This is a genomic window from Leuconostoc sp. UCMA20149 (assembly GCF_030400235.1).
Taxonomy (GTDB): Bacteria; Bacillota; Bacilli; order Lactobacillales; family Lactobacillaceae; genus Leuconostoc; species Leuconostoc pseudomesenteroides.
Genome location: NZ_VJYC01000006.1, coordinates 14,803 through 35,661 on the forward strand (window position 1 = coordinate 14,803; position 20,859 = coordinate 35,661).

21 protein-coding genes are annotated in these 20,859 nt (G+C 36.2%); 5 read left to right on the forward strand and 16 right to left on the reverse strand.

Features of this window, described 5'->3' with window-relative positions; genetic code table 11:
- Positions 1-228 precede the first annotated feature (228 nt).
- From FF105_RS06260 to FF105_RS06300, 9 genes are all read right to left on the reverse strand, one after another.
- Positions 229-912, reverse strand: coding sequence for a histidine phosphatase family protein (locus FF105_RS06260; RefSeq protein ID WP_290046462.1), 684 nt, complete (start codon positions 910-912; stop codon positions 229-231).
- Positions 913-917: 5 nt separating this feature from the next.
- Entirely contained in the window at positions 918-1,634 is a 717-nt protein-coding gene (locus FF105_RS06265; protein ID WP_147651491.1) for a glycerophosphodiester phosphodiesterase family protein, read from the reverse strand.
- 3 nt (positions 1,635-1,637) lie between these two features.
- Positions 1,638-2,966, reverse strand: coding sequence for an ABC transporter substrate-binding protein (locus tag FF105_RS06270; protein WP_114667584.1), 1,329 nt, complete (start codon positions 2,964-2,966; stop codon positions 1,638-1,640).
- Positions 2,967-3,015: 49 nt separating this feature from the next.
- Entirely contained in the window at positions 3,016-3,834 is an 819-nt protein-coding gene (locus tag FF105_RS06275) for a carbohydrate ABC transporter permease (RefSeq protein ID WP_147651489.1), read from the reverse strand.
- Positions 3,821-4,723: a carbohydrate ABC transporter permease gene (locus tag FF105_RS06280; RefSeq protein WP_147651487.1), complete on the reverse strand. Its 903-nt coding sequence runs from the start codon at positions 4,721-4,723 to the stop codon at positions 3,821-3,823. The genes FF105_RS06275 and FF105_RS06280 overlap by 14 nt, the downstream gene beginning before the upstream one ends.
- Positions 4,724-4,756: 33 nt before the next feature.
- Complete coding sequence (locus FF105_RS06285; protein WP_228928844.1) at positions 4,757-5,860, reverse strand: ABC transporter ATP-binding protein; 1,104 nt, start codon at positions 5,858-5,860, stop codon at positions 4,757-4,759.
- Positions 5,861-6,098: 238 nt separating this feature from the next.
- Positions 6,099-6,959 carry a GNAT family N-acetyltransferase gene (locus FF105_RS06290; RefSeq protein WP_147651485.1) on the reverse strand — a complete coding sequence of 287 codons (861 nt, stop codon included), beginning with the start codon at positions 6,957-6,959 and terminating at the stop codon, positions 6,099-6,101.
- Positions 6,960-7,052: 93 nt separating this feature from the next.
- Entirely contained in the window at positions 7,053-7,409 is a 357-nt protein-coding gene (locus tag FF105_RS06295) for a DUF1304 domain-containing protein (protein WP_010280298.1), read from the reverse strand.
- 43 nt (positions 7,410-7,452) lie between these two features.
- A complete protein-coding gene (locus tag FF105_RS06300) occupies positions 7,453-7,914 on the reverse strand; it encodes a MarR family winged helix-turn-helix transcriptional regulator (RefSeq protein ID WP_147651483.1) in 462 nt (153 codons plus the stop codon).
- A gap of 149 nt (positions 7,915-8,063) precedes the next feature.
- Between FF105_RS06300 and budA the strand changes: the two genes are divergently transcribed.
- Entirely contained in the window at positions 8,064-8,771 is a 708-nt protein-coding gene (gene budA, locus FF105_RS06305) for an acetolactate decarboxylase (RefSeq protein WP_290046463.1), read from the forward strand.
- A 144-nt stretch (positions 8,772-8,915) separates the two neighbouring features.
- On the opposite strand, the gene FF105_RS06310 is transcribed toward budA, so the two are convergent.
- The 3 genes from FF105_RS06310 to FF105_RS06320 form a co-directional block, all read right to left on the reverse strand.
- Positions 8,916-9,911: a zinc-binding dehydrogenase gene (locus tag FF105_RS06310; protein WP_290046464.1), complete on the reverse strand. Its 996-nt coding sequence runs from the start codon at positions 9,909-9,911 to the stop codon at positions 8,916-8,918.
- Positions 9,912-9,987: 76 nt separating this feature from the next.
- Entirely contained in the window at positions 9,988-11,382 is a 1,395-nt protein-coding gene (gene uhpT, locus FF105_RS06315; protein WP_147651478.1) for a hexose-6-phosphate:phosphate antiporter, read from the reverse strand.
- 634 nt (positions 11,383-12,016) lie between these two features.
- Entirely contained in the window at positions 12,017-12,988 is a 972-nt protein-coding gene (locus FF105_RS06320) for a Gfo/Idh/MocA family protein (protein ID WP_147651476.1), read from the reverse strand.
- Positions 12,989-13,247: 259 nt separating this feature from the next.
- On the opposite strand from FF105_RS06320, the gene FF105_RS06325 reads away from it, so the two are divergent.
- A complete protein-coding gene (locus FF105_RS06325) occupies positions 13,248-13,604 on the forward strand; it encodes a winged helix-turn-helix transcriptional regulator (protein ID WP_147651474.1) in 357 nt (118 codons plus the stop codon).
- A 90-nt stretch (positions 13,605-13,694) separates the two neighbouring features.
- Here FF105_RS06325 and FF105_RS06330 read toward each other — a convergent pair whose 3' ends face one another.
- Positions 13,695-14,261, reverse strand: a complete 567-nt coding sequence (locus FF105_RS06330) for an NADPH-dependent F420 reductase (protein ID WP_147651472.1) — start codon at positions 14,259-14,261, stop codon at positions 13,695-13,697.
- 132 nt (positions 14,262-14,393) lie between these two features.
- Positions 14,394-15,782 carry an aminotransferase-like domain-containing protein gene (locus FF105_RS06335; protein WP_147651471.1) on the reverse strand — a complete coding sequence of 463 codons (1,389 nt, stop codon included), beginning with the start codon at positions 15,780-15,782 and terminating at the stop codon, positions 14,394-14,396.
- Positions 15,783-15,880: 98 nt separating this feature from the next.
- Between FF105_RS06335 and FF105_RS06340 the strand changes: the two genes are divergently transcribed.
- From FF105_RS06340 to FF105_RS06350, 3 genes are all read left to right on the forward strand, one after another.
- Positions 15,881-16,564, forward strand: coding sequence for an AzlC family ABC transporter permease (locus tag FF105_RS06340; protein ID WP_147651469.1), 684 nt, complete (start codon positions 15,881-15,883; stop codon positions 16,562-16,564).
- Positions 16,565-16,888 (forward strand): branched-chain amino acid transporter permease, encoded by a 324-nt coding sequence (locus FF105_RS06345; protein WP_010280319.1) that lies wholly within the window; start codon positions 16,565-16,567, stop codon positions 16,886-16,888.
- A gap of 195 nt (positions 16,889-17,083) precedes the next feature.
- Positions 17,084-18,421, forward strand: a complete 1,338-nt coding sequence (locus FF105_RS06350; protein WP_147651467.1) for a hypothetical protein — start codon at positions 17,084-17,086, stop codon at positions 18,419-18,421.
- A 75-nt stretch (positions 18,422-18,496) separates the two neighbouring features.
- On the opposite strand, the gene FF105_RS06355 is transcribed toward FF105_RS06350, so the two are convergent.
- Positions 18,497-19,207 carry a gamma-glutamyl-gamma-aminobutyrate hydrolase family protein gene (locus tag FF105_RS06355; RefSeq protein WP_147651465.1) on the reverse strand — a complete coding sequence of 237 codons (711 nt, stop codon included), beginning with the start codon at positions 19,205-19,207 and terminating at the stop codon, positions 18,497-18,499.
- 7 nt (positions 19,208-19,214) lie between these two features.
- Positions 19,215-20,810 (reverse strand): peptide ABC transporter substrate-binding protein, encoded by a 1,596-nt coding sequence (locus FF105_RS06360; protein WP_290046465.1) that lies wholly within the window; start codon positions 20,808-20,810, stop codon positions 19,215-19,217.
- Positions 20,811-20,859: the final 49 nt, after the last annotated feature.

The following is a 20,859-nucleotide window of genomic DNA, read 5'->3' on the forward strand; positions in this document are numbered from 1 at the left end:
TCGTATACCTTTAGATTGTTTTACTTGAACACTGACTATCATAGTTGAAAAAAGTTTGCTGATGTTCATTTGCTGGTTAAGTGGTTCGAAAGCAACGATGAGCGGTTCGTGACGGAAGATAAGTGACTGTTCTAATTAACTCAATTAAAATAAAAAATCTCTGATGGCAACCAGAAAATTAGTCCATATTTCTGGTTAACATCAGAGAATGTCAAAAAAATAAAATATTTATAAAGATGATTTCCTAGATACTAATTGATCGTATGAAACCAATTTCATGCACTTTGTTTCATCCATTTCAAAAATTGATAAAGAAGCATTGTCAGGATTTTGATGATAAGTGCCCGTAAAACGTGTTGCCAATTTTCTAATGAGGGCACCGTGGGTTATAATCAAAATTTTGTCACCATCATGCGCTTTCGAATAAACATAATTGAATCCCTGATCCACTCTTTTCCAAAATTCTGAAGCATTCTCAGCTTCATGAGTTGGATCAACTAATTTGAATTGATTCATAATGTCATCTTCAGATTTGAATTTAGCTAGTTCACTATCATTGACAACCGATGACAACAGTTTATCATCATCCTCAAAAAGCTGTGATAGCATGTTGAGATGGTCACCTTCAAATGAGCCAAAGAATTGTTCTCTAAAGTTAGGCACTATTTCTAACTCATCCATCATCTTGTCATGCCTAACAGATAATACTATATCTGCCGTTCCCTTGGCGCGACCTAAATCACTGCTATAAACTTTTGAAAACGGTAAATTTTTTAGACCGTCACCTAAAATAGCTGCTTGATTGACACCAGCTTTAGTAAGTAACGAGTCAGACCAGCCTTGAATTTTTTGACAGGTATTAAAATATGTCTCACCATGTCTAACTAAGTATAATTTAATGTTTTGTGTCATGATTACTAACCACGGCAATTTCTAATCTGCATGGCATGAACAAAATCGTCCGTAAACACGCCTGCCACGCCAAGATCAATTAATTTAGCAAGCTCGCCGTCTTCATTTACAGTCCAAACCCGCTGTATAACATCACCGTCTTGCACGCCTTCAAGAGCTGGATGTAAAGCATTTAAATGATGCACTTGCATGAAATGGGAAAAATCATTTACTGGTTGCTCACTTAAATAAGCTAAATTTAAGGTTTGATCAATGGCATACAGTCGATCTAAAGTGTCAATGTTAAAGGACGAAAAAATCACCGGTTGGTCAAAGTGGAAATGAGGGATTGTATTCAAAACAATTTTTTCAATACCTGAATAGTCAAAGTTATCCGTTTTTAATTCAATATTCAACTGTATTTGTGTATCACTAAACACTGCTAAAACGTCATCAAGTGTCGGGATGCCTTCATTTTCTTGCACTAATTGCTGTTCACGATTCACATCATTGATTAGTTGAAAGCTTTTTAATTCCTCATAGTTAAAATCTTTGATGTATCCTGATCCATTTGTCGTTCGATCTATTTTTTCATCGTGCATGATAACAGGTATGAGATCTTTGGTTAAATGCACGTCAAACTCTACTGCCTCACCATGGTCTGCCAAATACTTGAATCCTGACATGCTGTTCTCAATGTATTTTTCAGGAATACCACGATGACCAAAAACTGTCGTCGTCATTCTTTATTCACCTGCTTGCTCATTAGCTTGTTTGATATCAGATGTGGTTTGTTTTTCTGCTTTGCTGAGTTCTGAATCAACATCCTTACCATTAATCACATTTTCCATTGCGTTTTGGGTGTTAACACGCTCCTTTGGCATAGCAGTGATCAATGCGCCTTTACTTGCTGCATTAATTTTTGTAGCTTTCAATTGGTTGACTGGTGCCGCTAAAATAGGTGTCTCTTTGAAGGCATCTTTCAATTGTTTTGTGTCATATGATTTAGTGTTAACCGCAAAGTAACCAGTGTCGATAGACCATTGTGCCTGTTCTTTAGCTGATGTCGCAAACTTCAAAAATTCAAAAGCACCTTTCTGAACCTTAGTAGATTTTCCTTTTGACATCCAGATACTTGCTCCACCAATTACAACACCATTAGCTTTTGTACCTTCTGGTCTTGGTAAATAGGTCACACCAACATTGAACTTAGCATCTTTTTTGATGTTGCCAAGAGATGCTGATGAATTCATAAACATATCAATTTGCCCAGATGTAAAGGCTGATAACTCAGTATCACCTGCGTTTGCACCTGTACCGTAATCAACTAATGTACCAGCACTTGCATTAGTCTTGATCCAGTTCATAATATTTTTTCCGGCTTTATTATTGAAAGTTGCTTTAGTAGCGGTCTTTTTACGACCGTTGCCATTATTAACAAGTGTCTGGTTTTGATTGGCTAGTAATTCTTCAAAAGTCCACCCATAAGGTAGAATAGACAACTTCGCACTACCGGTCTTCTCTTTCAACTTTTTGGCCGCAGCAGTGACTTGTTCATACGTCGGACTAGTTGGTAGATCATCAATTCCAGCTGCCTTGAAGGCATCTTTGTTGTAATACAATACTGGCGCACTTGAATTAAAAGGCATTGAATATAACTTACCATTGATAGTATAGTAGTTCAAAATATTTTTTCTAAGATTTTTTGTACTATATTTATATTTTTTAATGAGCGTCTGCATTGGCTCAATCATGCCCGAAGTAGAGAGTTGTTTCGTAGAAATTTCGTTCGATTGAAACAAATCAGGTGCTTTACTGGTACCACCCACGGATAAAAACTTTGGAAGGGCTTCAACATATTGCCCCTGAAATTCTGGTGTCACCTTGTATTTTGTCTGTGAAGCGTTAAAATCATTCACAATGCGCTCAATGGCTTGTTGATTCTGACCCGTCATAGAATGCCAAAAGACAATATTTTGACGTTTTGAATCAGCAGCATGCACCTGAACCATTGGAACAACAGCACTCAAACCAATTGTGGTCAACGCAACGTATTTGGCTACATTTTTAAACATTATTTTTCTCCTATTCTCATTCTCGTTCAACTAAAACCTAAAACAAACTTTATTTGATAACACCATTTGTCAAACCTTTTTTAAAGTATTTTTGCCCTAAAAAGATGATTAACAATGTTGGAATAACAGACACTATTGTTGCTGCCATAATTAATCCCCAATTGCTGGCGGTATCTTGTGATCGCAATTGTCTTAATCCAATTTGCACAGTTCTCACATTATCATTAGTTGTGGCGATCAATGGCCACAAATACATATTCCAATTAGTCAAAAAACTATATAAAGCAAAAGTAATAATGCTAACTTTTGTATAAGGCATGACTACCCGTGTTGCAAATTGAAAATGGCTCAGCCCCTCAATGTCACTTAATTGCTTTAATGCTGTTGGAATTTGTTCAAAGCTCGTCTTCATCATAAAGGTACCAAAAGCTGACGCTAAGAAGGGTAATCCTATTGCAGCGTAAGTATTTAACAAATTCAAATCACGCATTGTTGCAAAATTAGGAATAATTTGAGCCTCAAACGGCAACATCATTGTACTTAAGAATAAAATAAATGCCGCCTTTTTGAATCTAAATTCCAAAAATACAAACGCATACGCAGCCATGATTGATAATATAACTTGACCAATCATAACCGAACCTGAAATGATAAAACTATGCCATAGAAACTTTGTCATCGATGTGCTTGTAAACACTTTGACATAGTTCGCAAATTCTAAGTGATCAGGTAACAAATGTCCTTGTGCAATTGACTGACTAGATGACAAACTTAGAGAAATACCCACAAATAATGGCAATAATAATAATAGTGTTAGCACAATAAGTGTTGCTAAACGAAAACCCTTTTTAACGTTACTCGTTTGCATAATTTGCTCCTTTTCTGTTTTTCACGTAAAACTGAATCATAGTAAAGAGCATGATAATAATTGTCAAAATAACTGACTGTGCGCTGGCACGACCAACGCTATGATTAACAAACGCGTCTTGATAAATAGCATATACTAACAAGTTAGTATGATAATCAGGACCGCCAGATGTCAAAATATCAACCTGACCAAACGTTTGAAAAGCGTTAATTAAAGTAACTACCGTAACGAAAAAAATAGTTGGGCTGGTTGCCGGAATCGTGATTTTTCGTAATCTCATTAGCCATGATGCACCATCTAAATCAGCTACTTGATACAAATCCTGAGGTATGGCTTGGATTGCACCGAGCAAAATCAGGAATGCAAATCCAAGATTCATCCAAACGGTCGTACCAATAATGGCCACTAATGACCATGTTGGATCAGATAAAAAATTGATTTGTGGTAAGTGTAAAAATGTCAATATTTTACTGAACATACCAATTTGTGGGTTAAACATAAATAACCAAAGTATTGATGCTACTGTTACCGAAACACCCATAGTTGACGAAAACATTGTTCTAAACACAGCGATACCCATAATTTTTTGACTTGCACTCATTGCCATCAAATATGCCAGCACTAGCGTCAATAGTGTTGAAAAGAAGACAAAAATAAGTGTAATCGTAAAGGACGTCATAAAACTATCAGATGTAAACAAATTTGAAAAATTTTTAAATCCAATAAATTTAATTGGATTACCCATTAAATCTGTTAATTGTGTACTTAAGAAAAATGTTTTTAACATTGGATAGAAAACAAAAATACCCAGAATGATAAATGATGGCAGTAACAATAACCAGCCTAATACTAATTGGTTACGAAATTTCAAATTGCTTGTTTTTTTCATAATATATTAATCCAACTTTGTAAAACGAAATATCTAAATTACTGCCGATACTGATTTTCCAGTATTAAGCAGTTGACCACTCGGCGTGAATAGTAGTGCTCTATCTATCAAAACATTGAAAGACACTACATCCCCCAAAGTCAAGTCCAGTTGTTCGCTAACTTTGATTCTCACGGATTGATTTTGCCCAATGTTTACTTCAATGTTGGTCCCATCACCTAACGGTTCTATATGAGTCAGCTCTCCTCGCAAAGCACCATTTTCACTGATGACAATATTTTCAGGCCTAACGCCCAATATATATTGACCCTCATCAATATCAACATTGGTTGGCATCTCAAACTGGTCGTTTAAGTGAAAGCTATTTTGTCTCATTTTCACGTCTAATAAATTAATGGAGGGCGATCCGAAAAAATCAGCAACAAAAGTATTAGCTGGCGCATTATAAAGTTCTAACGGCGAACCAATTTGTTCGATTTTACCTTTGTTCAGAACCATTACTTGATCGCCCATTGTCATTGCTTCAGTTTGATCGTGTGTGACATAAATAACAGTGATACCCAGTTGTTGCTGTAAAGCCCTTATTTCTTTTCTCATCTCTGCGCGAAGTTTTGCATCCAAATTTGACAATGGTTCATCCATTAAAATAATTTGTGCATCTGAAACCAGTGCACGAGCTAAAGAAACACGCTGCCGTTGGCCACCGGATAAGTTGCCCGGTTTTTTATTTTTATATTCTTCTAAATGAACTAGATTTAAAACATCATTTAATTTTTGTTGTTGAATATCTTTTGCAGTATGTCTAGCCGCCAAGCCAAAGACAATATTCTCAGCCACCGTAAGATTAGGCATTAACGCATAGTTTTGAAAAACCATTGATAAATTACGGTCTTTTGGCGGTAACTGAGTGACATCTTTTTCATTAATCACAACAGCACCATCGTTTATCGGAATAAACCCTGCAATAGCATTCAAAATAGTGCTTTTCCCCGAACCCGATGCGCCCACCAGTATGTAAAACTGTCCATTTTCGATTGTTGCATTAATATCAGTTAAAACTTCTTCGCCGTTATCGTACTTCTTTTTCAAATGTCTCAATTCAATCGTCATGTATAGCTGTACTCTTTCAAATGCCATCGATGTCATTATTATTATTGTTGTTAACAAAATTATTGTAACAATCTGATGTAAACTCGTCATAACGATGACGTAAAGATTAAAAAAAGCATTATATGAGCGATAATCACCGTCATATAGCACTTTTTTTATCTATACATCAATCTATTAATTAAAAATAATGAATTCATCTTGACACTTTTTACAGTAACAATATATAAAACGTAATAATTCTCCTTAAAAAGTTTGGTTTCGATTTCTACTTTCTTAACATAGCCGCAACGTTTGTCTCTATGCATTGAAAATCTAATCGTTGATATAAATTAAATGCTGCAGCAGCTTTTTGATTTTGAACCAGTGAGAGACGTTTGACGTGCCTAGCAACCAAATCGTTAAAAATGGCTGTTACTAGTTGCTTAGCTCCACCCTGCCGTAAATATTTAGTCTGTGTACCGATAAAATCTAGATGTGCCGTCTCACCACTCTGATTAATATCGATAATCGCGTAACTGACAATGTCATTTTGTTCATGCAGAACACATACAAAATGGTACGGTGACAGGTTTTTCAATAACGTATCCATCCCTCTCTGGGGATGATGAAAGACACAATTATGAATATCATTCAACTCATTTGCAACATCAGAATTGATTGTCTCTTGATAAAAAGAGACATTTCCAGAAACCACATTTTGCGGTAGATCTATAAGTGATTTGCACCATAAATTTTCTGTCGTAAAATCAGCTCGCCGCAATTTGAGCTGTTCGAATAACCAAGTATCAGTTGGCTTGAAGAAAAAATTGGGCTGTGCAGACGCAACTTTGTTTTCTAAATAACAATCAAACAAATGTTGACGAACCGAATCATCGTACGGCAACGTCAGTGGTCCCCATACCTCGTCAATTAAATTGTCACCGCTACGGTACCTATCGACAATTAATGCGCCAACTATATCCCCATTCTGATTTAATTTGAGGCATGAGTTATCAATATCAATCGTTTTCAGATCTTGCGTAATCTCTTGCGCTTCATCAGCAATCATGACGCACGTTTGTCTCTGATCAAGGTTAGCCGCCATTAAAAACTGACTCAATTTAGAATAGTTGACATCACTTAACACGCTGTTTCTCCTAATTTATAACCCAGTCTGAAACGCCACAAAACTGATTTGTTCTCAATTGCTAAAGGGTTGCACTTACCGTGCCAATTCACCTCATAAAAATAGTGCAATCAAAGCAAGAAATGCGGGTAATCCTTGCATCACAATAATTTTTCTTGCTGCTGTCAAACTACCATAGATGGCAGCCAGTAGCACAAATACCATTTCTAATTTTAACATCAGTAGTTGTTGTGGCCCAGTCAAAAGCAATAATGTGGCAATAATTAATGCGCCAAACAAACCATTGTATATACCTTGATTAGCTAGTAATGTTTTAACTTCTGGTATTTTGACAAACGACTCATCTAGTTCAAAGGCATTCGCTTGCTGTTGTGCTGACCCAAACATTTCTAGCAACATAATGCCGATTGCCTCAATACTGACAAGCACTACTAAAATATATCCAATCATAATTTTCTCCTCTGTTCAATATAAAACATCATCACTAGCCATCTCAATCATCCCTATGATTTCGCGTTGCAATCATTTTCTGAAGGGTTTCGTTTAATGCTTGGTTTTCCTTAATCATTGCAGTCACAGATCTTGTGCTATTAGCAATCAATTCATCTCGAATAACAGCAACATCGGATAAGATTTCTTCAAAAATATCTTTTTTTGAATCTGCTATCTTTAAAGATTTCACTCGCCGATCCAACTCACTAGGTATTTTGATTAACCATTCTTTTTGGACTAATCTATCAATAACTGGTGTTAGCGTATTACTCGATAACTCTAATTTATTACCAATGTCCATCAACTTAGCCGATCCATTTTTGTAGATGATCAGCAATGACATATACTGCAAATAGGATAAGTCATATTCTGCTAAAACATCCCCGTAAAGCCGATGAAAATAGCGATTCGTATTATATATCGACAAACATAATTCATCATACAATTCGTTTTGATCAACCATACCAGAAATCCTCTTCAACTATTATATCGTGCACGATATAAATTCGCAATTAAATTTTGCTCCTTTTACAACTTGGCGTTGCAGTTATTAAAATTGATTTAATCTGGCTATTGTTTACTTATAGTAAGTAAACAGTAAAAGGAGTTATTATGGCAACGATATTTCAACATGGTACGTTAGAACTCATTATGAACGGTCTTTATGATGGTACCACCTCTTTGGCCACTATTTTAGATAACGGCGATTTTGGTATCGGCACTTTGGACCGCCTAAATGGCGAGCTGACAATAATGAATGGCAAAGTATACCAAACTAATGCCGGTGGCATCACACAAGAAATTCGAAAACTGGAGCTCACAACACCGTTCTCATCATCTCATTTTGAAGCAAGTAACAATCGTTTTGTTCAGGAACCAAAGCTGTCTTTCTCCGGACTTGAAACATTAAACCACTATGTCTCCCAAAATGTACCAAACAGCCTGCGATTAAACGGTTTCTTTAAATCATTAAAGGTCAGAGTAGCGCCAAAACAAGCAAAGCCTTATCCAGATTTCCTATCAGTAAGTGCCGAGCAGCCTACTTTCGAATATCAAAACGTTGAAGGCACCTTAATTGGCGATTTTGGTCCAGACATATATACAGGTGTCATGGCAAATGGATGGCATTTACATTTTTTGAGTAACGACTTCACCATAGGCGGTCATGTATTAGACTTCTCTGCTGAGCATTTGAGTGGTACCGATGATACTTTTGATACAGTTAAAGTATCCATGCCGATTCACAATGATTCGTTTATGTCTCACAAGTCAAATATTTCCGACATTCGACAAGCAATTGCAAAGGCTGAGGGCGAATAAAAAACCTTGCACTTTACAGCAACAAGGTTTTCCAAAATTTTCCTGCTATGCGTCAGTTAAATTATTTTTTCAAATCCGAATAATTGTAAAATCACAATTATCTCACGACTTTGCATAGGCTATAAAAACATTTTGATATGAAATCTACGACAATTTAACAACTATTTTACCGGTTACTTGAGATGCTTTCAAAGCGCTTAACCCATCAACCAAATTGTCAAATGATATTATTTTTCCAATCATAGGGTCAAGCTCGTTATTCGCTATCATTTGAACAAGTTCTTGGGCCATCGTAGCTAAATCCGCTTTTTCAGACAACGTATGAAATCTGTGAGCGCCACCCAAATTCAACGCAGAAATAGTTAAGCCTTTCTCCGCAAGATCCAGCATATTAACATTAAAAGGCGAATTTGTTAAAGAAATAACCTGACCATTATAAGCTAACCGATTAAGAATATCTTGCATAATTTCTTCATTAGAAATTGAATTAATACTAATATCAACCCCTTGACCATTTGTTAATTTTAAGACGTGCTCAGTCACGTTTTCAGTTTGATAGTCAATAATATGGTCTGCACCAGCCATTTTAACGAATTCAATTTTTTTGCTTGAAACCGTTGTTATCACTGTTAAGCCTAGTCTCTTGGCCAATTGAATAGCCACAGAACCCACGCCGCCCGCACCACCGTGGATTAAGATGGTGCTTTTACCCGTTAAATTTGCTTTTCTATATAGGGCTTGAAACGCAGACATACCACCACATAAAATACTTGCAGCTTGTTCAAAAGTTACTGTTTCAGGTATTAAAGCAAGTGAATAATCATGCATTAATACATATTCACCGAAAGTGCCATTCTCTTCAAGGTTCGCATGACCACAAACTCTGTCACCTACACGAAGGCTAGTTTTAGCATTTTTGCCACATGCCACAATTATCCCAGCTACATCTACACCTAATACATGAGGAAAATGCCAGTTTTGATTGCCATCATCTGCTAGTTTGTAATCGACGGGATTTAATCCTACTGCTTCAGTTTGAACTAATACAAAGTCATCTGTTGCATTAGGAGTTGGGATGTCCATCAATTTCAAATTATCCGCGCCTAAATTTTGTGGCCCAGAAATAATATATGCTTTCACTTAGATATCTCCTCTATCATCAAATTTTTTTAATGCTTATGCCTAAAAATTTAACTATTTTTTCAAAAATACTCGATTAAACCGATTGTTTTTCAGTCTGTCTAATCTTACGTTCTTCCGCAAACGCCACAAAAATGAGTAAAATAACTGCAATGATAAGAGCAGCATACATGACAACAAAAGTTGAGGACCAACCATGCAATACTGTGCCAAATATCTTTAAGCCATTTGATTTTGGGTCGGCAATATATCCTAATCCTACCTTTGCCAAGGAATCCCCAAACAGATAAGCAAAAGTACCGGTCAAACCATTTGCCACAGATAAAGCCTGTTTTGGCACAAATCCGACAACCGAAACGCCGATTAAAAGTTGCGGACCAAAAACCAGCCATCCCATCACAAACAGGGCCACAAATAGTGCTGTCTCATTGTGAGCCACAGTATAAATATGAAGCACAAAAAACTGAAGAAATACAGAAAATAGTGCCACAACAATACGACGTCCTTTAAGTAGATCTGATATCCAGCCCCAAGATAATGACCCCACTAGTGCACCCATTTCAAAGTAGAAAATAGTCGATACTGCTGCGGTGTTGCTCAAATGTAAAGCTTGTACAGCATATAAGGGTGCCCAATTATCAATACCAATGCGGACAATATACACAAAAACATTGGCGATTGCTAACAACCAGACCCACGGATTTTTCAAAACAAATTCTTTCAATATTTGTTTTTTAGTCATCGTGGCTGCTTGTTGATTTTGAAGTGATTCAGGTTCATTGAATATAATTGGTGCTGAATCCCATCCAAGTTCCTCAGGTTCATCTTGACCCACAAACATGCCAACAATACCAATTATTAATACAATAAAGGCGGGAAAAATGAACATCCCAGCGACATTACCATGAAACAAATGATTGGCACCCCACAAAGCTAGTATGCCTGCCAGCCCACCACCAATATTGTGAGATGTATTCCAAAATCCTAGCCATCTACCACGTTTCGTTTCTGGTGTCCAACGTGAAATTGTAGAATAAGAAGCTGGCCCACCAGGCGATTGGAACAAACCATTTAATCCCCATAAGGCAATCAACACACCAGTCATGGCGTTATTAATTAGCAATACAATACCAAATAAAAGTGATAAAAATGCTGAGATTGTTAGAAAAAACGAAATCATGCGCTTAGCGTTGTGCCCATCCACAAACGTTGACATCAAGGTCTTTCCAATCCCATAGGTAATTGAAAATGCCAGACCAATCACCCCCATTTGAGTTGTCGTGATCGTACCATTTTCAACGAGCAATGGTGTGGCAGCTTTAATATTGTTTCTAACCAAATACATACCAAAATACACAAAAAAAACGACAGCAAAAGATTTGATAAATTGCTTAAACCAAAGCTTCCGTTCCTCGTTGACAGAAATATTTATTTTATTTGGATGGTGCAACGCAAAAAATTGATTTAACATTTCATACTCCCCTAATTCTTTTTCTGAAGGGATTGCAGCAGAGCCTTCACCTGCTTTGTATGTAAACGTTTACATTGTTATTATACACGTTTATGGTTAATTTGTGTTTATTTTATGTTTATAAACGATATTAACAAAACAGTATGCCGGATAATCACTTTGCAGCAATTCACCGTATTAGGCAGAATGGTCTTGGATTTCACCTTGATTTTTACTAATCAAAAGTGACTCATTTTGTAGTCAATTTTGATATCATCTTTTTTGACATTCGATAATTTTACAATTACGGTGAAACGAGTTTACGTTTAGGCAAATGTCAACCTATATTCCACATGTTTAAAATTTGTAATTCGACCATATTTTACTGTTATGGTGATTATTTAGCTTAATAGAAAAAAATCTTTCAAAAGTAAATACAGTGAAAGATTTTTTTAACTCAATAAGAACATCCAAAAAAGGAAAATAATTTATATAACCTAAAGTACTGCCATGTTTTCAACTATTGGTTACAACATATTTATAAAACAAAGTCTTGCTCGCTAAAATAAAGCCAACTCTATTTGAGTCAACGGTCCAATGTTCCCCAAGTTTGAGTAGCAAACACTTTTTTGACAAGAAACAAATTAGATCTTATTTAGAGTGTCAAAGTGAATTTTTTAGCTGTTTCAAGTACTTCCAATACAGCTTGCGTATGATTAAGCATCTCTGACATCAGGACATAATCATCTTCACGAATACTTTTTTCAAACGTTTCAAACTCATAGTACATACGATGTTTGGCTGTGTGTAATGTCTCGGTCTGGCTTTCAGAACCCACTAATGAAATATCAGCGAGCTCATTAGATGGACTCTCAATTTTAATATACCCTTGCTCACCTTCAATTACGCTGTTAGATTGTTGGATTGAAACAACATCCTTGCCAGCAAACGCAGAACCAATGGCTTCATGATATTTGAGTGTTAGAATACCAGAAGTATCAACCCCTTTTGCCATATTAGGTAAATAGCGTATCGCTTCTGGCTTTCCAAAGAGACCAACTAACACATGAATATTATAGATATTTAAATCTTGTAATGCGCCCCCGCCACGATTCGGATCAAACGCTGGTAAGATTTCCCCTTGCTTAAAAGCATCGTAACGAGATGAATACTGAGAATAATTCAAAAAACTAAAATGGATCGGTGCTATTTTTGAAATCCAACTCTTGAGCATGTTAAAGTTTGGTGAATACTGATTACTAATCGCTTCATACAAATGGCGATGCTTAACTAAAGCAAGTGCTTTTAAAGTTTCAAATTGATCTAGTGTTTGCACAAAAGGTTTTTCAACGATAACATGTTTTCCAGCCTCTAATCCCCTTTTGGCATATTCAAAATGTAAATCATTTGGCAATGCAATATAAAGCGTATCAATATTCTCATTTTCTAGTAACTGATCATAGTCGGTGAAAACACGATCAATATGATTCGCCAGCTGCATACGCTTCAATTTATCTAGACTTTTTTCTCTACCGTAAATCGCAGTTAAGTGAATTGCGGGTAGATCACCGATAAATTGAAATAAATCATCCACAATTTTACCTGACCCAATAATTGCTAAATTCATAGAAACCACCTTTCTCTGCTTTCAGACTCATCCCAAAATGAAATGGCTATTCATTAAAATACTGCAAAATGCCAACTATTTTCTGGGAGTATTTTTTTAAATATATCTAATCGTTAACCCAAAGTCAATCAAACTGTTTTTAGAGCGCCTTTACAAGCTAAATCTTGCATACTTGAGGTATAGCCATTATAATTTCATATAGATACTTTTAGTGACCTAAGGTATTATAAATACCGAAAATTGATGATAAGGTGATACGATGTCAAAAAAATTACTCGAAGAAAACGGCATTTGCCCGGTAGCAACCACGATTGACTTATTAAGTAGCAAATGGAAAGTTCTAATCATTCGCGATTTACTACCTGGTACAAAACGCTTTACGCAATTAAAAACAAGTGTAGCTGGCATCAGTCAAAAAATGTTAACTCAAAGTTTGCGCGAAATGGAGCATGATGGATTAGTTGTTCGACAAATTTTTCCTGTCGTACCGCTTAAAGTCGAATATAGTTTATCAAAACTTGGTCGGAGCATGGAACCAGTCATTAATTCGATGGCAGAATGGGGAAATTTTTATCTTGATCAAAATCCAGATAAACGCAAAGAACTACCTAAATAAAACACTAATTAATCAAAATATTTTGAGATAAACAGAACCCGATAGCATTGAATGTCAAGCTATCGGGTTCTGTTTATTTGACTAGTTGTTTCACTTGATAGTCGCAAAACCACCAGTCCAACCAATTTGCTCATTAGCTGCAAGTGTCATTTGTAAAAATCCAGTTGCTTCAAGTTCACGGGCACGCTTTAAGGCCCCAGCATCTCTTACTTGAAGAGAAGAGCCAGTTAGCGCAGTAATCAAAACCTGTTTGGCAGCACTATCTCCAGCTACTAAAACAGTCGTAGCTTCGTTACCTATTTTGCCTGTTGCTAATGTACTAGCAAAATTAGTATTAAACGCTTTCAATACAGTACTTTCGGGTAAAAGAGCCTGCAATTGTTCAGCCGCAGAACTGTCAGCCGGCACGACTAATCCATCCCATGTTTCAAAATTCAGAGGATTTGAAATATCGACTACAACTTTACCTTTCAGTTCTTTTTGATATTTTTCAGCAATCGTTGCCAAAGCAGGATATGGCACTGCCAAAATAACCAGTTCACCCAAATCACTTGTTTCTGAACTTGAGTCTAAAAGTGTGATTTGATGATCGCCATTGGCTAAATTTTTAGCAATGGCCTGTCCCATATTACCTTTTCCAAAAATCGTAATATCCATGATACATACCTCTCTTTTATTTAATTTATCTTACATCGATAACTATAATCTAGTTTGGCACTAAATGGAAGTAGGCAGTTAAAAGTGTTTTAGTATATTTAAGTAACTATATGTAATTACTTATATTATCACTCAAAGTATGATTGACTTTAACCTTTTAAGAGCATTCGTCAAGTCATTTATTTCTTCAACAGCAGACAACGAAACCCTTAAAAATGAATTGTCTGGTCGTGGCCCTACCAAAAAACGATCGGAATGGAATATTCTGATGCCATTATCTAAACATAATTTTTCAAGCTCATCACCGCGCTGTTTACTTTTTAAGTGTAATGGTCGGAAAAAACTTGTGGCATTGTACGCATTAACTTGTTGTTCAAATACACGATCAAATATTTGATTTGCGACCAATAGTTTATTTATTTTACGATGCATAATTTTATTTGCTGTGCCATTTTCTAATGCCTCTGCAACAATTGCCGCATCCAGTGCAGAAGTTTTAACAGTACTGTTAAACATTGCTAATTCAATCTGCAATTTGTATCGATCGGGCACACGCATAAATGCTACCCGAAGTCCAGAAGCCAACGGCTTCGACATGCTGCATATATATACACTGTTTTCCGGAACTAATTCACTTAATTTAATCACAGGTACTTCACGAAATAAATTTAGAAAGTTGGCATAGTCATCTTCGATGAAAGTCAAATCATAGTGTTTAATAATCGTAGCAATTTCTTTACGACGTGACAAAGTAATTATCTCTGTTGTGGGATTGTTACAATCAGGCATTAAATAAATACCTTTAATCACATCGTTTTGGCAAGCTTTTAATATTAAGTCAGATCGAATGCCATCATTGTCCGAAGGAATCGGAATTAACTTGACTCCTCGTAATCTGCATAGCTCAATGAAGTTAACATATGTGAATTGGTCAACTATTATCTTATCTCCTGGATTAAAAAGACCCAGTAAAGTTATTGTCAGCGCATTTTGGCCACCGGAAGCAATCAATGTGTTCTGCTGATTAACGTTCATACCTATCTCACGTAAATACCGCGTTGCGATCTTTTTGTGTCGCGGCATACCGGTTGGATGCTCATAATTTAATAGCTCGGCAAATTTTTTCTGCTTTGCGATGTTAATAATCGTGGATTGGAGGGCGCCATTTTCCGACTCAAAGGAGGAGACAAAACCCAGCTCTTGAATATTTTTGTTGTCTTGATGTGTAATTGTTAGATCAGTTTTGACGTTTGGAGAAACGTAAGTGCCTTTACCAACAACCCCATAGGTCAACCCCTCGGCCTGACTTAGTTTATAGGCCCTCGTTATAGTTGTAAAACCTACATCCAAGTAGTCCGCAAGTTCTCTTTGTGGGGGTAGTTTTGTGCCTGGTAAAAGTAGACCATTATTAATATCTGCCCGCATCTGTCTTGCCAGACCCTGATAGTAAGGTCTTGTTAACGTTGCTTTAACCGGTTTCCAACTTAAAGGATAATTAGAAAAAAGATTAATTGACATCATTGTCCTCTCAAAAAAACATTGTAATGAATACAATTATATCAATAAATGTATTCAAATAAATGATAAAATCATCTTACTATCATTGAAAAGAGATTTTTATGTCTAGACACGAAGTATTTCATTTTGCACTGAAAAAAACAATTCCCATTATGACTGGTTTCATATTTTTAGGAATTGCTTATGGCTTATATATGCACCAGCAAGGATTCAACGTTATTTATCCAACTGTCATGGCAATGACAATTTTTGGCGGTTCAGTTGAATTCATCATTGCCAATCTGTTACGCGAACCATTCAATCCGTGGCCAGTGTTTTGGCTAACACTAATTGTAAACTCGCGGCACCTATTCTACGGTATTTCAATGCTGGAAAAATATCGAAATGCGGGTCGTCAGAAAAAGGTATTAATTTTCGGATTATGCGACGAAACATTTTCAATTAATTATGCTATCAAATTACCAAGCAATGTCAATGCGATCACATTCTATTTTGATGTCACTTTATTAAACTATTTTTACTGGGTTTTAGGTGCCTTTCTTGGTGGTCTGCTTGGACAACTTGTGGTCGTGAAATTAGAAGGATTATCCTTTGTGCTCACAGCATTGTTTTTAGTTTTGTTTGTGGATCAATTGCAACGTGAACAAAGCCATTTCAGCTCAATTAGCGGCATTATTACTGCGCTCACAGCGTTACTAATATTTGGTCACAACTTATTTTTGCCAATTAGTATGCTGTTAGTTGTTTTCATTTTTAGCATCAGAGAGCATTTTTGGAGTAAGTAAATGACAATTTTAGAACAAATTATAACTATTGGTATCGCCGCGGTCGTCACCATGCTAACACGATTTCTGCCATTCTGGCTTTATCCTAATGATCAAAAAACACCCAAATATATTCATCTGTTAGGTAATTTTTTACCCCCAGCAATTTTAGGGATACTAGTCATTTATTGCTATAGCGACACCTTGACTTCAGTTAATCTAGCAACTTATTTGAGTGTGATTGCTGGAATAATTACAGTTTTCTTACAGTTATGGCGAAAAAATATGTTGCTATCCATTTTTGGCGGCACATTTTGCTATATAATTTTGTTGGCATTGTTTTAATTTTACAACAGACTAGATCAGGGACGACTTTCGCTGTTATCCCTTCGTTTGGCTAATAATCAAGATGATTAACATTTTAAAAACAAAATTCAAATAAAAACTAAACAATTAGTCCTTATAGTATGAATCATCATCAACACAAGTCGTGCTGATGCAGCGCAAATACCACTGATGACACTATTAAGGAGACTAATTATGTTAACTTTAGAAACGGCCACACCAACCTATCAAGACATTTTTGAATCAAAAAATGGTCAAACTTACCTAGAATTACTACCAACAATCGCAAAAATCACCTCTGGACAATCTTTTCTGTACCGACAAAATGGAACTGCCAGTATGGTTATTGATATACGGCTCACGGAAATGATTGATCCAACAATTTTACAGTCGGCACTGAATTTATCACTTCAGCGCTATCCCTACCTCACAAGTAAATTAGTCGAAAAAAATGCCAACTATTTTTTAAGTTATAATGAAAAACCAATCATCATAAGCGAAACTGCTGAATTACGCTCCTTAGGTAGTTTGGTTGTCAACGAACACTTGATTGATGTCACTTACTCAAAAAATACATTGTTTGTTGCTTATCATCATGCCATAGCTGATGGCAGAGGTATTATGCCATTTGTCAACACCTTGTTATACTACTATTTTGGTACGAAAACACAGGTTTGGCCAAAAGTCGATGGTGTTAACTTAATCAGTGATACTATGAAACCAAATGAAATGTCTGAACCGTTTGAAAATCTTAAAAAAGAAATGACAAATCGCCAAGACACACCTAATTTGCAACATGACGGTTATCAATTATTAGAAACACACAATTCGAAAGATTCAGCCACCAGTTATCGTTACGAAATCGTAATTGACCAAGCAAGTTTCATGAAATTTGCTAAAGCTCATAACGCTAGTCCGGCAATTGCTGTTGCAATCATGATTGCCCAAGCCATTCAAAAATCCTACCCTAACTTTAATCTACCGATTATTGCTCATATGGCTAGTGATTTGAGATTAGGCACTACAAATCAGAACACTTTCAGAAACTGTGTCGGCAGTATTGTCTTACCAATCAACCAATCAATCGAATCAGATGCACAATTTGCAGATGTAGCCACAACATTTAGACAAATTATCAAAGAGAGTAAGCAGCCAGAGGCACTACGTAGTAGCATTATGCAAATGATTAATTTGTTTGATAAGTTGGATTCGCTACCTACGCTCAAAGACAAGCAACAAATGTTAGCTTTTTTTGACAACTTACTCTTAAATACATTTATCATAAGCTATTCAGGACAGACAAAATTGGGTCCCTTTGAACGCTACATCAAAGAAATGCATACGTACATGAGCGGCACAGCTGGTCTATCAATCGAAATGTTAGCTGTAAATGGTGAAATATCAATTGACATGTTGCAAAGTTTTGAAAGTGATGTTTATGCCAATACATTTACTCAGATATTATCTGATCATGCTATTGCGTATCATATTAATCAGCCTACAGTTTTCACAACACCAAAAGATAATATTTAAGTATACATTTTTATCATTAAGACAATCAAAAACACGCGTTGAAACAAAACAACGCGCGTTTTTATTTAAATGTTTTTATTTTAAAACAAACGTGTCAAATAATTTTTGAGCTTCGGGATGCTTCATTAATAGCATTTCAGGATGCCATTGAACAGCATAAATGCGACGTGATTCATCTGAAAAAGCTTCAACAACATTATCGGTACTAACTGCATCAAGTTGTAAACCGTCACCTAATTTTTTGACAGCCTGATGGTGAAATGAGTTAACAAGTGATTGATCATCTAAAAAGTTTTGCAACCAACTCACACGTTTCAAGATTAAACGGTGTGTCGGCGTGTACCACTTGGTAGGATATTGATTGTGTCTAACGTTCAAGCCTTGATATTGGCTGTTTAAATCCTGATAAAGCGTACCACCAAGCGCGACATTGACAATTTGTAATCCACGGCATATCCCTAAAATTGGTTTTTCTTGTTTGATTGCTTCCAAAACCAAGGCCACTTCAAAGGCATCACGATCGCTATCAGTTTCGTGAAGATTGATTTGAGGATCCTCACCAAAATATAAAGGTGATACATCTTGCCCGCCCGCTAAAACTAAAGCATCCACACTATCAATATAATTTTTAGCTAACTTTGGGTTCCCAATTGGTAAAACAATTGGAAGTGCATTAGCATTTGTGATGCCATCAATATAATTTTTTTGAATGTAATCAACATAGTTAGTGCCAAAAGGCGAATTAGGATGAAGAAGATTATTACTTGGGATGCCAATTTTTTTCATGGTTGCCTCACTTTGCATATTTATAATTTTGATAACCAATCAATGGATAGTTCAGGTTTTTGATCGACGACTTTAGTAGGTGAACATTGGCGACTTGATAAAGTGGCGTCACGCCGTTTAACTCATTATTGCGTTTGGCTGCCAGTTTTTCCAATTGATAACGAGCATCATTTGCTTCATGCTGATCAGATATTTTGTCGATTAATTTTTCATATTCTGGATTTGACCAATTAGTAAAATTAATAGCGCCCTTAGAATAAGCAATATCTAAAAAGTCGATAGGATCATTATAATCAGTTGACCAGGTTAACGTTCCTGCTTGAAAATTATGGCTCTCAAATGCTGAAATTTCAGCATTCAAAGGCAACTGTTTCAAATTAATTGTCACATCTGGCAAAGTAGCCTCGATACTTTGTTTTAAGTATACACCTAACGCTTTGTAAGCGTCGGTGTCGGCAGTATTTAGTGTAATGCTTATCTTTTCTTGTTTAAGCTCAGTTTGCGCCTTTTTGAGATATGATTGTGCTAGCTTTTTGTCATAAGGCAACGAAAGACCATCGTTGAAATCTTTACCTTTAATGGTCACTTCACCACTCGGTACAATTGATTTGGCAGGTGTTGAACCATCGCCCAAAGCTGATTTTGTCAATTCTTGACGATTAATAGCCAAACTCAAAGCGCGTTTAAGATTAGTATTGCTAACAGTTTTATCCGAAGCGTTCCAAACAATAAACGCAACACGACCTTTTTGAGTCGATTTAATATCTGAAGCGTGTGTTTTTTTCAAATCTGTAAGAATACTACCTGAAATTTCGGCTTCATCAACTTTTTTTGCTAAATATTGTTTTGCCGCTAAGGTGGCGTCCGTCACCTGTGCTACCTTAATGGTGTCATAGTGAACTTTGTCGGCACCAGCATAATATTTATTCTTCACGAATTCCCACGACGTTGAAGACTGGTTCCACTTCTTAATTGTGTAAGCACCATTAGAAATTGTTGTCTTGGCGGTTTGACCGTATTTACTACCGTATAATTTTAATTTGTCAGCGTTAATCGGATATAACTGATTTGCCAGAATAAAGTTAAAATACGGTACTGGATGAGATAATTCAATTTTAACCGTGTATTTGTCGGGCGCACTAATGCCTAATTTGCTAATATTGGCTTTGTGATTGTACACTGCATCATACCCGGCGATGTCTTTAAAATGGTTGGCACGTGTTGATTTGGTAGTAGGATTAACTTGCCTTCTAACAGAATTAACAAAGTCAGCTGCCGTCACGGTTGAGCCATCAGACCATTTCTGATTTTTCTTCAATTTAATTGTATACACTTTATTGCCTTGTGTTGGCCGAACCACTTTTGTCGCGACACCAGGAATAATTTTACCTTTAGCTGATGTTGTGTATAAGCCTTCTAACGTTTGTACTTCAGCCCAATTGGCGCCTACTTGATCAGCTAAATTTGGATCAAGCGTGGAAATGTTATTTTGAACCGCCACTTTCAATGTATGCTGATCTGATGAATTGGATGGCTTTGTAATCACGTAAACGCCCGCAATGACAGCTACCGCTACTGCGCCAATCATTATCTTTTTATTCATATTCTCTCACTTCTCATTTTTATAAATGACTATTTTTCTGTCAGTCGAT